The sequence below is a fragment of the Pseudoalteromonas sp. SG45-5 genome, from assembly GCF_014164085.1.
Lineage (GTDB): Bacteria > Pseudomonadota > Gammaproteobacteria > Enterobacterales > Alteromonadaceae > Pseudoalteromonas > Pseudoalteromonas aliena.
In genome coordinates this window covers 1-13,604 of record NZ_JACJEM010000056.1, presented here as the reverse complement: position 1 = coordinate 13,604, position 13,604 = coordinate 1, and the positions used below count along the sequence as shown (strand labels likewise).

The 13,604-nt window shown below is 38.8% G+C and carries 15 protein-coding genes; 7 read left to right on the top strand and 8 right to left on the bottom strand.

From position 1 onward, the window contains the following. Positions 1-332 precede the first annotated feature (332 nt). The 5 genes from H5119_RS16380 to H5119_RS16360 all read right to left on the bottom strand — a co-directional run bounded on the left by H5119_RS16380 (position 333) and on the right by H5119_RS16360 (position 4,997). Positions 333-1,241 (bottom strand): ABC transporter ATP-binding protein, encoded by a 909-nt coding sequence (locus H5119_RS16380; RefSeq protein ID WP_182702991.1) that lies wholly within the window; start codon positions 1,239-1,241, stop codon positions 333-335. Then, the gene (locus H5119_RS16375) at positions 1,238-2,065 is read right to left on the bottom strand and encodes an ABC transporter permease (protein ID WP_182702990.1); all 828 of its coding nucleotides are present in this window, start codon (positions 2,063-2,065) and stop codon (positions 1,238-1,240) included. Before H5119_RS16375 ends, H5119_RS16380 begins: the two co-directional genes overlap by 4 nt. Before the next feature lie 143 nt (positions 2,066-2,208). Beyond that, complete coding sequence (locus H5119_RS16370; protein ID WP_182702989.1) at positions 2,209-3,390, bottom strand: cystathionine beta-lyase; 1,182 nt, start codon at positions 3,388-3,390, stop codon at positions 2,209-2,211. A gap of 9 nt (positions 3,391-3,399) precedes the next feature. After that, on the bottom strand, positions 3,400-4,320 hold the full coding sequence (gene nudC, locus H5119_RS16365) for an NAD(+) diphosphatase (RefSeq protein ID WP_182702996.1): 921 nt from the start codon (positions 4,318-4,320) through the stop codon (positions 3,400-3,402). A 173-nt stretch (positions 4,321-4,493) separates the two neighbouring features. Then, positions 4,494-4,997, bottom strand: coding sequence for an NYN domain-containing protein (locus tag H5119_RS16360; RefSeq protein WP_010555312.1), 504 nt, complete (start codon positions 4,995-4,997; stop codon positions 4,494-4,496). 137 nt (positions 4,998-5,134) lie between these two features. Here H5119_RS16360 and H5119_RS16355 point away from each other — a divergent pair, with 137 nt between their 5' ends. Together H5119_RS16355 and H5119_RS16350 are read left to right on the top strand one after the other, a co-directional pair. Continuing rightward, the gene (locus tag H5119_RS16355; protein WP_182702988.1) at positions 5,135-5,758 is read left to right on the top strand and encodes a hypothetical protein; all 624 of its coding nucleotides are present in this window, start codon (positions 5,135-5,137) and stop codon (positions 5,756-5,758) included. Further along, on the top strand, positions 5,758-6,504 hold the full coding sequence (locus H5119_RS16350) for a DUF3307 domain-containing protein (RefSeq protein WP_182702987.1): 747 nt from the start codon (positions 5,758-5,760) through the stop codon (positions 6,502-6,504). Before H5119_RS16355 ends, H5119_RS16350 begins: the two co-directional genes overlap by 1 nt. A 105-nt stretch (positions 6,505-6,609) precedes the next feature. On the opposite strand, the gene H5119_RS16345 is transcribed toward H5119_RS16350, so the two are convergent. Both H5119_RS16345 and H5119_RS16340 read right to left on the bottom strand, forming a co-directional pair. Continuing rightward, positions 6,610-8,004 (bottom strand): DEAD/DEAH box helicase, encoded by a 1,395-nt coding sequence (locus tag H5119_RS16345; protein WP_008139081.1) that lies wholly within the window; start codon positions 8,002-8,004, stop codon positions 6,610-6,612. Positions 8,005-8,203: 199 nt separating this feature from the next. Next, on the bottom strand, positions 8,204-9,043 hold the full coding sequence (locus H5119_RS16340; protein ID WP_077537554.1) for an isopenicillin N synthase family oxygenase: 840 nt from the start codon (positions 9,041-9,043) through the stop codon (positions 8,204-8,206). Positions 9,044-9,310: 267 nt separating this feature from the next. On the opposite strand from H5119_RS16340, the gene H5119_RS16335 reads away from it, so the two are divergent. The 4 genes from H5119_RS16335 (at position 9,311) to H5119_RS16325 (ending at position 11,838) form a co-directional block, all read left to right on the top strand. Beyond that, a complete protein-coding gene (locus H5119_RS16335) occupies positions 9,311-10,513 on the top strand; it encodes a bifunctional alpha/beta hydrolase/OsmC family protein (protein WP_182702986.1) in 1,203 nt (400 codons plus the stop codon). Positions 10,514-10,660: 147 nt separating this feature from the next. Then, the gene (locus tag H5119_RS20550; RefSeq protein ID WP_259398984.1) at positions 10,661-10,882 is read left to right on the top strand and encodes a hypothetical protein; all 222 of its coding nucleotides are present in this window, start codon (positions 10,661-10,663) and stop codon (positions 10,880-10,882) included. Between the two features lie 75 nt (positions 10,883-10,957). Further along, on the top strand, positions 10,958-11,269 hold the full coding sequence (locus tag H5119_RS20545; protein ID WP_259398983.1) for a M35 family metallopeptidase: 312 nt from the start codon (positions 10,958-10,960) through the stop codon (positions 11,267-11,269). Further along, a complete protein-coding gene (locus tag H5119_RS16325) occupies positions 11,266-11,838 on the top strand; it encodes a hypothetical protein (protein WP_182702985.1) in 573 nt (190 codons plus the stop codon). The genes H5119_RS20545 and H5119_RS16325 overlap by 4 nt, the downstream gene beginning before the upstream one ends. Before the next feature lie 103 nt (positions 11,839-11,941). On the opposite strand, the gene H5119_RS16320 is transcribed toward H5119_RS16325, so the two are convergent. After that, entirely contained in the window at positions 11,942-12,703 is a 762-nt protein-coding gene (locus H5119_RS16320; protein ID WP_182702984.1) for an alpha/beta hydrolase, read from the bottom strand. Between the two features lie 129 nt (positions 12,704-12,832). Between H5119_RS16320 and H5119_RS16315 the strand changes: the two genes are divergently transcribed. Next, entirely contained in the window at positions 12,833-13,156 is a 324-nt protein-coding gene (locus H5119_RS16315; protein WP_182702983.1) for a hypothetical protein, read from the top strand. The last annotated feature ends 448 nt before the right edge of the window (positions 13,157-13,604 follow it).

Genomic DNA, 13,604 nt, shown 5'->3' with positions numbered 1-13,604 from the left:
TAAAGTGATCTCTTTTTCAATTATCCGATAAACTTCATTAATAGCATTACCGCAGTTAAAATTTTTACTAATTTAAATTTTTTTTAGTAAAAAATACTTTTTTTAGGTATAAATTCAAACCACATTACCTTTTATTTAATTTATTAAGCTTTTTTTAATAACCCTCAAAGGTGTAATTAGCTTAATTTTAAAGCTAATTACACCTACTTTGACCATAGAAATAATTATTAATCAGTAAAAAAAATATATTGTGCACTACTTTATTTCTACTTTTGTTTTTGTCGTCAATAATTTGTCTAAAATAAACGTTATTGCCTTCTCACTATTAATCTTTATATGCTTTCTTGCTTAAATATTTGGTTTTCTAGTGTATGGCCATTAACTAATTGTCTATATTGCCAGTTATGCTGATGACAAAAATTTAGCAATATAACATCAAGCGGCTCGTCTGTTGGCTGATATTCAATAACATACTCTTTATGTTGACTCATATATACGCGACTCACTCCAGTAATTGCTTGAAGCTGTTGCTCAACATTTTGATAAGCTTCACTGAGCATTAATGTATAAAAGTGTTTATCGGTATTATTAGTTTTTGTTTGATGTTCGCTTAGTACACCTTTATCTAAATGAAGTACCTGTGAGCATAGTCGCTCAAGTTCAGTTAAATCGTGAGAGCTTAAAATAAAAGTAGCCTGTTCACTTAATTCAGATACCAGCTCGCGCACTTCTCTGGCATGAATCGGATCAAGCCCTGCCGTTGCTTCATCAAGCATAACAATTTCTGGTGAGCCAATAAGTGCTTGCGCTATCGTTACACGTTTACGCATACCGTGCGATAAGTCCCCTGCACGCTGCTTTGCAGTTTCTTTTAATCCCACTAAATCAAGTACACGTAGTGCTTCGGTTTGGCTTTGCTTGGCCCCCATGCCTTGTAACTTTGCATAAAAAGCAAGTTGCTTATCTATACTAAAACGAGGGTCAAGTTGCGCGTCTTGCGGTAATGCACTTACTTTATTAAATAAAGCAGCGCTCCCTGGTTTATGCCCTAATATTTCAAGGCTGCCTTTACTTGGCGCTATATAGCCGCACAACAAACTAAATAAGGTGGTTTTACCCGCACCATTTGGCCCAACAAGCGCCACTGGCGCACCTTTATTAATCTCAAAGTCCACATTATTAAGCGCCAATTTTGCACCATACGATTTACTCAAACCGCGAGCTGTAATTAATGGTCTCATAGTGAGCTCCTTGCAAAAATACGTTGAGCAACGCTTAGTAACACCGCAGTTTGCACAAGGGGAATAGCCACAGCGCTTAATAATGGTAAATTTTGCCCCGCTAATAGCTCTATTTGCACACCCGGAAATAAATAATCAAGCATACTAAATGCGGGTATTTGCCATTGCAATATGCCCACAACAATACCACCTGCCGCAAAGTATAAAATTGCCAGCACGATAGATAAACGCGATGAGCGAGCAAAGGTATTTATTAACGTCATAAGTGCTACAAATGGACACAGAGTAATCACTAATATAAAAAATATAGAAAGTGCACGGGCAAAACCACCTGCCAGTAAACTTGGATCTCTAAATCCTAGTACAGCGAGCGTAGCCACAAGAGTAATGCCCACTAAGCAGGCTAATACCGCTAGCTGCCCTAAAAAACGGCCAAACAGTATTTCAAAGCGAGTGGAGCGCAGTGATAAAAACCTCAGTGTGCCACGCTCTCTGTCGCCTACTGTTTGATCGCTACAAATAAATAAACCAAAAACGGGAAAGCTATAAAGCGCTATTAGCCAATACATAGCAAATTCGGCCTCAGGCCAATCCAATAATTTACTTAAACCAATAGAACCTGATATATCACGGGCTATTTGCTCAAAATCGGGCGCACTTACAATGCCTACTGCCTGCCCTATTGGGTAGCGCAGTATTATTAGCCACACCAATGCAAAGGCAGCTAATGCAATAAGTCCACGTTTAGTTAAAAACATACGTACAAGCTCAAATCCCGCTATTTGCGTTAATCGCCCTACGTTTATCGGTAATGGTGTTGCCATTGACTATCCTTAATGACTTTTTATTTTCTGTGTATTTATCCACACTAAGTGTAAACACCTTGAATTACCAGCAAAAAAAAGCCCACCTATGGTGAGCTTTGTAACAATACATTTAAATGTAACAGCATAAATTGCGATATAAATTATAAATGCTGCTTATAAACCTCAAGTGCTTGGCTTAAATCGCTAATTAAATCTTCAACATCTTCAAGACCAATATGCAAGCGAATAACCGGGCCTAAATCCCAACCTGTATTTGAACGCAGCCCTTTCATAGTTAAATTAGCTGTTACTAAACTTTCAAAACCGCCCCACGAAAAGCCCATTTTAATATGCTCAAGGCTATCTAAAAATGCATCAATCGCTTTTTGATTACCGGTTTTCATGACAAATGAAAACAACCCATTACTGCCATCAAAATCACGTTTAAAAAACTCATGCCCTGGGCAGGTTTCGAATGCTGGGTGGCGAATATGATCAACAAGCTCATGTTGTTCAAGCCATTTAGCTACTTCTATTGCTGCTTTTTCATGTTGATTTAAACGCACACCCATTGTACGCAGGCCTCTAAGCGCTAAATACGCATCATCGGCACTGGTACATTGCCCTAGTAAGTACGAGTTTTCGCGCAAGGTTGGCCAGTACTTTTTATTAGCAACAGCTACACCCATCATCACGTCTGAATGGCCAACAATATACTTTGTTGCAGCCTGAATACTAATATCAACACCGTGCTCTAGCGGACGATAATGCAAACCGTTGCCGTAGGTATTATCAAGTATGGTCATTACGTTATGCTCATTGGCTACTTTTACCATAGCAGGCACATCTTGCACTTCCATCGTAATAGAACCTGGGGACTCTAAAAACAATACTTTGGTATTTGGCTGAATGTAATCTTTAATACCTGCGCCAATGGTTGGCGGGTAGAAGGTTGTTGTAATGCCCAATCCGGCTAAAATCTTATCGCAAAAATCGCGGGTAGGTTCGTATGTATTATCAACCATTAAAATATGATCACCGGTTTTTAAAAACGATAATAACACTTGGCTGATCGCTGCTGCGCCACAGGGATATAATGCACACCCTTCGCCGCCCTCAAGTTCTGTAATCGCTTCTTGTAGCGCAAAGTGTGTTGTTGTCCCTCGGCGCCCATAAAATAACGTTTTATCGCCACGGGTTTTAGCCGCTTCTTTTAAATCGGCTACGGTATCAAATACAATGGTAGATGCACGCTGTACAACGGGGTTTACTACGCCATGTGTATAGGCTTTTTTGCGCCCTGATGATACCAGCTGAGTGTTTTTATTACTTTTACTCGACATTGTTAATCCTTAAGGGTTTGTACGCCAATGCTCAATTAAATAACGAGAGATAGAGTCGGTTCTAGGCAGCTTTAAATGCTCACCTTCTTCGTGCCAATTACCAAATTGTGCTAAGTCTTCACGACTAAACCATTTTGCATCGTCTAGCTCTTCTTTATCTACGTTAATTTGTTCAGACGTTGCCTCTGCAAAAAAACCAAGCATAATGGACGATGGGAACGGCCATGGCTGAGATGCAACATAACGTACGTTTCCAACCTCTATACCAGCCTCTTCTTTAACTTCACGCGCAACGGCTTGCTCAAGTGTCTCCCCAGGATCTACAAACCCAGCAAGCGACGAATACATACCAGCAGGCCACGCAGCTTGGCGACCTAACAAGCATCGCTCTACTCCATCAGCAAATACCTTAGTAACAACCATAATTACCGCAGGATCGGTGCGCGGAAATGTAGGATGCTTACAGTTTTCGTTTTCACACAACCGAGAGTGCCCAGCTTCCACTGAACGATTTTTACTACCACAACGTCCACAAAAACGATGCGTGGCATGCCAATAACATAAACCTCTCGCAAGGGCGGCTATTGAGGCATATTTAATGGTCACTTGAGGCCCATATTGGCGAATGTCAAAAAACTGCGCGTCCTCTATTAAAGGCGAAAGTACGCTTTCATCCAGATCAGAGACATCCAGTGCAAACACACCCTGTTTAGCATTGTTTAAACCAACAAAAATAGCACTCGTTAAATCTAAATGGGCCACTTGTTGATATCTTAAATAGCTTACTTTTGGGGTATCTTTAATAAATAGGGTTTGATTATTTTTAACTAAAACCCATTTACTTTGCGCCGACATTTGCGCTTTAAGCCACGATGGGTCTTTGCGAAAATTTGAGCCTCTGTCTAGTGGCATGTTGCTGTAATGAAGCATGTAAGTCCTTGGTAACTCGTTATGCTTTAAAATTACCATAATCATTTAGTAAACCCAATTGATTACAGTAATAAAAAAGCCTATATAAGGCTTAATTCACCTATTACGGCTTTGTATTAAAATCTCTCATGTTGCAGGCACTTAGCTTGCACTTTTTTAACTATTTTTTGCTGTTAAAGTAGCAAAGTATTATCAATTAAATGAAATTGCTCTGCGCTTTGTTTTAATACCTCAGCGGTTAACCTGTCGGCACCATAAACATCGCACGGTACATTATATTGATTTTTTAAATGCCCAAGTAACAAAGCAAAGTCACCATCGCCAGAGAGCAAAATAACCTTATCAAGATTTTTACCCTGCTCTAACATATCTATTGTTATGCCTACATCCCAATCGCCTTTAGCACTGCCATCACGGCGTTGAATAAATGGCTTTAGCTTTACCTCAAAACCAATCGCACGCAAAATATTTTGAAACTGATTTTGCTTTTCATCCCCTCGGTAAATTGCATATGCAAAAGCACATTCAATATTGTATTGCGCCTGCATTACGCGCCAAAACGCATTGTAGTCAAAGTTTTTTCCGTAACTCTCGCGGCACGTGTAATAAATATTTTGTACATCAACAAAAATACCGACTCGTGGTTTCGTGCTTTGCTGCTCGTTTTGTAACGTCATTTAGTGTCCTAGTGAGGATTAATAGCAATTAAAATAAGTGTACCTTGCAATTTATATTTAAGTAACCTAAATTAGTTACTTACCCTTATGTAACCAATATTGGTTACATATTAAAAAGTAACTATTTTGAGATTTTTATGATTGGTGTGATCAGCGGCGATATTATTAAATCGCAAACTATCCCTAAGCAGCAATACGATGCCATGCTTTACCAACTAGAGCAAAGTTTGCGAAATATTTCGGGTGAGCAAACACTTTGGAATATATATCGAGGCGATGCCTTTCAGTTACAAGTTAATAATCCTGAGCACCTTTTTAGAAATGCCATACTAGTGTATTTACACCTTAAATCCTCAGGTTATGAGCTACGCCAAAGCTTAGCGCTTGGGCAAATAGATAACCCACGCAGCGATATAAAAACAGCAACCGGCTCTGCCTTTACCTTTTCGGGGCAAGCCCTTGATAAAATAGGTAACCAACGCTTTGTTTTTAGTATTAATGAGCAGCAGCTCGATGAAAGCTTAAATCTTAATTTAGCCTTTGCTGACGTATTGCTCACTAAAATCACGCAAAAACAAGCAAATGCCCTTTATGTCTATTTAACATCACCAAACAACAGCCACGCTGCAATGGCTAAAGAGCTTAAAACCAGCCGTGAAAATATAACTAAGCTGCTAAATTTAGCGCACTACCAACTTATAGAACGCTTTATTAAGCACACACAACACGTTATAAAAAATATAATTAAAGGATGTGAATAATGACGTTTTCACTTTTACTGGTCGCGCTTATTATTGGCCACTTACTCGCTGATTTTTACTGGCAACCTATGAGTTGGGTAAACGACAGAAACACTCGCCACTTTAAAGCCAATAAGCTTTATTTTCATGTACTAGTGCATGGTGTAACAAGTGCACTCATTATTACCGTGTGGGAATACACATTTGGGTGGCAGCAATTAAGCAGTGTTTTAATTGCCACGGCGAGCATTATGGTGAGCCATTACTTTATTGATATAGCTAAATCATATTCTAATAAAGGCGTGGTGCCTTTTTTACTAGATCAAATAGCGCACATACTCGTTATTATTGCGCTCAGTATTTGGTTAACTGATAACAGTAGCTTTATGGCAGCAATTAATAATATGCTCACTGATCCCAAAATACTCTGGGTGGTATGCGGTTATTTAATTATTTTAAGCCCCTGCGCCGTATTTATAAGAATGATGTTAGAGCGTTTAACAAGTAACTTTTCAAGTACTGGTAGCTTACCGCTTGCAGGTCAAAGCATTGGTATGTTGGAACGTGTACTTATGCTGAGCTTTATATTGCTTGACCAATTTGCAGGGCTTGGTTTTTTACTTGCTGCAAAGTCAGTATTTAGGTTTGGTGATTTAAGTGCAAGTAAAGATAAAAAACTTACCGAGTACGTCATGCTCGGTACACTACTTAGCGTAAGTGTTACTTTATTTGTAGGCTTGGCCATTAACTATTTAATCAGCTCATGACAAATTACAGGCAATAAAAAACGCGCTACTCCTATCAGGAAGGGAGCGCGTTTTTTGTATCAGCCTTTAACTAAATTCTAAATTAATTAAACGCCAATACAATCATTAATCGTTATTTGTGCGACGACGGCGTTGGCCATTACCGCCAACAGATTCACGCTTTGCCCATGGGTTTTGCGCGTTATCATCTGTTTTAGCTGCTGGCTTTTTAGAACCACCACGGCGTGGGCCGGTACCATTACCGCCATTATTTGGCTTTTTGCTGTTAGGCTTGCTGCTATCAGATTTAGGCTTATTAAAAGGCTGCTTTTTCTTAGGCTTTTTAGCCGGTAACGGACGAGCATCTAATGCGCGTTCAGCTACTGGGTTAATAGGCTCAAAACCGTCTTCTTCAGCACGCGGAATAAGCTCGCCAATAAAACGTTCAATACCGTATAAATCAACAGCATCCTCTGTTGTTACAAACGAAATCGCATGACCCGATGCACCAGCACGGCCTGTACGGCCAATACGGTGAACGTAATCTTCATATACGTTTGGTAAGTCGTAGTTAACAACATGCGGTAATTCAACAATGTCTAAACCACGTGCAACAATGTCTGTTGCTACTAGTACACGTACTTCACCACTTTTAAAACCATCAAGTGCTTTAACACGTGCGCCTTGTGATTTATTACCGTGGATAGCCGCGCCTACAATATCATCGCGCTCTAGTTGTTTAACTAAGCGGTTAGCACCGTGCTTTGTGCGGCTAAATACTAACACTTGTTGCCAATCGTTAGTGCGAATCAAGTGGCTTAGCAATGCTGTTTTACGTGTTTTATCTACCGCGTAAACGCACTGAGTAACACTTTTAGCTGTGGTATTTTTTGCAGCAACTGAAATTTCAACAGGGTCATTAATTAGCCCTTTTGCTAGTGCACGAATTTCATCAGAAAATGTTGCCGAAAACATCAAGTTTTGACGTTTAGCAGGCATTTTAGCAATTAAGCGTTTAATATCGTGAATAAAGCCCATGTCTAACATACGGTCAGCTTCATCGAGTACAAGCACTTCAACGCTATCAAATTTAACTGCATTTTGATTATGTAAGTCAATTAAACGACCTGGCGTTGCTACTAAAATATCAACACCTTTTCGAAGACGCTGCATTTGTGGGTTAATTTTAACGCCACCGTAAACTACAAACGAGCTCACATCTGAATGCTTAGCGTACTCTTCAACGTTTTCACTTACTTGCAAAGCAAGTTCACGTGTAGGCGTTAAAATAAGCGCACGTACGTGATTACTTTTAGCTTTAGGGCCCGACGACAAACGCTCAATAAGTGGTAATGTAAAACCAGCCGTTTTGCCAGTACCTGTTTGCGCAGCCGCCATAACATCACGACGTTCAATAATTGCAGGAATTGCTTGAGCCTGAATCGGCGTTGGCGTTTCATAGCCCTTCTCTAAAACCGCATTAACCAAAGACTGTGATAAACCTAAACCTTCAAAACTCATATAAACTCTCTTTTAAATAAGGCTACATTAGCCAGTTGCGCGCATTATACCTGTAGTAGCTAAGAATGCATGCCATTATTTGCGTTGCAGGCAATTGAGCATAGTTTATTAAAATTAAACCTTCGCTCAAGTTGCTCAAAATGCAAAAAACGGCCATAGGCCGTTTTTTGTTTATACTTAATTACTCTAAGTATTAGAGTTACTTAACACCTAACTCACGCAAACGTTCTTGCAAGTAGCTATCTGCCGTGTAGCGCTCTGACAACACAACATCTGGATGCGGGTGTAAAAATAACGGTAGTGAAATACGCGATTTAGTAGATGCTTTACCCGTTGGGTTAATTACACGGTGAATTGTCGATGGAAAATACCCGCCCGACGCTTCTTGTAGCATGTCGCCAATATTAATAATTAAGCTGCCAAAATCACATGGCACGTCTAACCAACCGCCATCTGTTTTTTGAACTTGTAAACCAGGCTCATTAGAAGCTGGTAATACAGTCAATAGGTTAATATCGCCATGGGCTGCCGCACGAATAGCACCTGGTTCTTCATCACCCGTCATTGGTGGGTAATGTAGGATACGTAATAATGTTTGCTCCGAATCGGCAATCATGTCTTTTAAATCAATCGAAAATTTAGCGCGTACATCAGCTGGCGCTTCAGCCTGAACCCAGCTTAGCAACGTGCCCGCAAATTCACTTGCTAAACGGTAGTATTCACGTACATCAGCTTCAAGCTGGGCAGGAACGCGACCTTTAGGGTACACATGAAAGTACTCTTTAATGTCTTTTATTGTAAAGCCTTTCGCCACTTCAGATACTGAAGGCGGAAAGTAACCGTCTTGAGTGTCTTTAGAGAATAAAAAGTCCTGCTTTTGCTCTGAGTTAAAAAAGTCTTGCCAATTTTTGTAAATAGACTCAACTAAAGATTGTGGGATTGGGTGGTTTTTTAAAACGCCAAATCCAGTATTTCTTAACGATTCAACAAATTGTGCAGCCGCATCGGGAGCTTTATAATCAACAGTAGGTAATTGCATTGTACGTTCCAGTGAATAGGTTGTGTGAAGTGAGTTGCTTTCAATAGTGCTAAATTACTTATATAAAGTAGCAAAGCCTTCATTATAGCGCTATGTGAGGATAGACAAATGACCTCAAAAACATAAGGACATATGTCCGCAAAGCTGCGCCACCATCGCTTGGTTTGATCAAGATCAATTTACAAAAAAACGTTGAATTTGCAAGGTTTAGTAACTATCTCTGGTCTATTATTAGAATATATTTTATTTGTGTAAATAAGGCTTCTCATGCGACAAAAAGTATCTTTTAAAAGCGGTGATTTAGAACTTGCCGGCCAACTTGAACGCCCGTCTGGCGATATTAAGTTTTACGCGTTATTTGCCCACTGTTTTACGTGTGGTAAAGACATAGCAGCAGCCACACGGATTAGCCGCGCATTAACACTACAAGGTATCGCGGTACTGCGTTTTGACTTTACAGGCTTAGGCAATAGCGATGGTGATTTTGCTAACAGTAATTTTTCGTCAAACATTCAAGACCTAGTATCAGCGGCAAATCATTTACGTGAGCATTTTGCAGCGCCGCAACTACTCATTGGCCACAGTTTAGGCGGGGCTGCCGTTCTTGCTGCTGCTGAGCATATTCCTGAAGTATCGGCTATTACAACCATTGGTGCACCGTCAGATGCGCAGCACGTAGCGCATAACTTTGAAGCACACCTTGATGAAATTAACGCAGCAGGTGAAGCTAAAGTTAACTTAGCTGGTCGTGAATTTACCATTAAAAAGCAATTTATTGACGATATAGCCAAGTACGATAAAAGCCACATAAGTAAACTTAAGCGCGCATTATTAGTAATGCACTCCCCTATTGATGCGACTGTAAATATTAGTGAAGCTGAAAAAATTTATGCATCAGCTAAGCATCCTAAAAGCTTTATTAGCCTAGATAACGCTGATCACCTTTTAACAAATAAAAACGATGCCGACTACGCAGCACAAATAATTGCAACGTGGGCAAACCGTTATGTTAAGTACGACAAAACTAAATACACGGCAAGTTTAACGGGTGGCAATGTACTTGTTGAAGAAAAAGACCATGTATTTACTCAGCACGTAAGTACAAAAGATCATACTTGGCTTGCAGATGAGCCAATAAAAGTAGGCGGTAAAAACTTAGGTCCCGATCCGTATCATCACTTATTAGCAGGGCTTGGTGCTTGTACGGCAATGACGTTGCGTATGTACGCTACACGTAAAAACTTACCACTGGAGCATGTAAAAGTAGAGCTTGATCACACTCGCGATTACAACAAGGATTGCAACGACTGCGAACAAACAGGTAACCTTGAGGCCATTACCCGTAAAATCACCTTACGTGGCGACTTAACAGAGCCACAACGCCAGCGTTTACTCGAAATAGCCGACAAATGCCCTGTGCATAAAACACTGCATAACAACCCGGTTATTGTAAGTGAACTGGTAGAATAACTGCCGTAAAATTAATATAGCGCAGTTATTACTGCGTTATATTAAGTTGTTAATAAAGCAAACTTAAACTCTAAAATTAAATATAGTGGTTGAATAATAGGTACACCTTTAGTAGTTTACAGTAATATTTAATAATCAAGGATCGGTATGAATAAAAATACTTACTACGAACGCAATAACTTTTCAATTTACGAAGTAACAAACAAAACAGGTATCGAGTTAACTCTATCTGAGCTGAAACAAGTTAAAATAGCTATGCTCTTAACTCCAAAAGCATTAACAGCATTTATTAAAAGACTAAACAATCCAACCAACGCAGATAAAAAGGATAAAGAAAAATTCAAAAAAATTATGATGCAATATGGTTAAACCCTACAAATTTTGAAGCAACAAGAACCTTTTTAATTCGTCAAGCACGTAAAGTATCCAGTCTTAGTAGATGCAATGAGTTCGACCCCACAAAAACTTTATAAATGCGCTGTATATGGTGGTGCAACTTATTACGATAGACATGGTATTATTGGGTTTGGTAATAGTTTTTTTAAAGCGGGTACAGATGGAAAAGTAGATACTATTGTTCATGAGTTTAGCCACGCAGTCTGGACTTCTGAAGATACAGCTTATAACGCAAGAACGGCTTTAAAGGATCTGAATTTCATTGCTCAAAATACACAGATTTATCAAACTAATAAAGACAGAGATACCTTACTATATTCGGCATATCTTTTTGAAAATGCAGTGCGAGCAGCTCAATGAAAATTTTAGTAAATATTATATTTCTTTTAATTAGTTACTCTACTTTTGCCAACTCTGAAGAAATTATCGAAGGTCCTATTGCTACATCCTCTTATACATTTTGTCATCTAAATACTAAATGTATCACTAGTATAAGATTGGCGAATACTACGCCTTACCAAGTTAAGCTAAGCTCTCTCGCTTTCGATAAGCAGGGAATCGACTTAAACTCAATGTTTATATATGAAGCGGATGAATACTTCTCATTAAGAGCGAAAAATCCAGGTGCAAAAGTCCCTGAACAACCTATACAAGGACGGCGGCGTGCCCACAAACAATTATCCTCTATAGAGTTCGAACCGCTTGAAGTAAAGTTTATTGAGCTAAAAGGCATGGAAGAAAGGTTTGCTTTAAACCCTGAAAAAAAATACTTAGTAAGTACGATTACACCGTTCGTCAACTTGTACATTAACGGTAAATTTGCTGATATCATTACCATAAGAACCAGATATTCACTTTTAGCTATTCCTACTGAAGATATGGAGATAAAAGAACGACCAATAAAACAGTTTGCTACACCGCAAGGGTAACCTGCAATAATATACATGCTTTGTTTAATACCACTCAAAATTCTACATCAGCTTAAACCTTTATATATCAAGCCAGCTTAAAGTTGGCTTGATTATATCTTGGCTAATTATCTAAAAACGCCCCTACTTCTTTACTCATTCTATCCACCAGCCATTTTGGTCCGCCATCATACATATCGTTATGGCGCGATTTTTCTATGAGTATTTGCTTAACAGTATAAACACCCCGCTCCTCTGCCGTTAATAATACATTCGCATCAGCTGGGTAATCATTACCGCGTAGTGTAAGCACGCGAATGTTTTTATTGCGTGGGATCAACATGCGGCGATGATCGAGCGTAATAATAGTGCTAATTTCGTTTGGATAAATAGAGCCATATAATGCGGAAATATCACCGCCATTAGAATGCCCAAATAAGGTGAGTTTTGTAAAGTCGTACGCTGGGTATTTACTCGATAGCTCATTAACTAAAAACTTAAGCGTTACTACGCCACGGTGCCAGTTTTCCATACGTGTTGTTAAGTAAGGCTGCTCACGATTAAGGTCAGGGTCGGTTTTTAGTTCATGTGCAACGGCTATTGTTAAGTATCCACGCTGATTAAACACATTACTAGCAAACGTGTATTCGTTATGGCTAATCCCGTAGCCCGCATTAATAAACGCTACAGGGCATTTTACTTGTTCAGTGCACTCAGCATTGTTACTTGGCAATGTAATATTGATAGGAATAGTGCGATTACGGCTTTCATCAGTTATAACGCCATCGTTTGCATAGCTTGTTGCGCCTATTACTGATGTACTTATTAATGATGCACTTAGAGCTAGTGCACTTAACATAAAAAGCTTTTTAAGTATTTTTTGCATATTTAAACTTATATAAATTATTGTTTTTAATTAAAAATAACTTTTACTTTATAGGTTTGCATTCTCTATTGTCAAACTATGCGATAATAGCCGCCATTGTTTAAATATATTTAGTAAAAGATCCAATAAATGAAATCATACAATAGCATTCAAGAACGTATAGAAATTTTAGAAGACAAACTAACTGCAATACATGACGAAATCGAAACGCTAAAAGCACCTGCTAAAAACAACAATGAACGTATTATTTTTAAGTTTATTGAAACAGGCAGCACAGGTAAAACGAAGGATTTTGTTCGTGAGTTAGGTATTAAATCACCACGTGACGGTTTGTTTTCGTCAGGTGATGTTACAAAACTAATTAAAGACGGCGCTGAAGATATTTCACCAGCGTTATTAGAAATCGCAAGACAGCTTGCCAGTGCACGTAATAAAAATGGCCCTGCTTGCTAACATATAGAAGTACCAATTAAAATTAGCCGTATACTATTACGGCTAGTTAACCAGCTCAACATAAAATTAACTCAAATAATCAACTTAAGGTGACTTTAGCGATTTTTTCGTAATAAGCAGACATTGACCTTACTATCAAGCATTACTTAAACCTGTCGGTAGATTGAATGCCTTAATTTTTGAAAAATCGAAGACCCTTTGTTGTCTAAAACCATTAACTGAATTAAATGCTAAATAATCGCGCTTGAATTACCAATAAACCCTGCTCGTTACGTTGATTTTTGGTATTACCTAATTGGTTATCTGTAACCGAAGAAATAGTAATACCAATTCCATTAAGTATGTGATCTAAATTTTACGCCGAAAAAATAATTCAGTTCTAGGCGTAAATTGATGTAAATGGTTGTTCCCTTTGCGAAATTTACAACAAAGAAATGGGTTGTTTTAG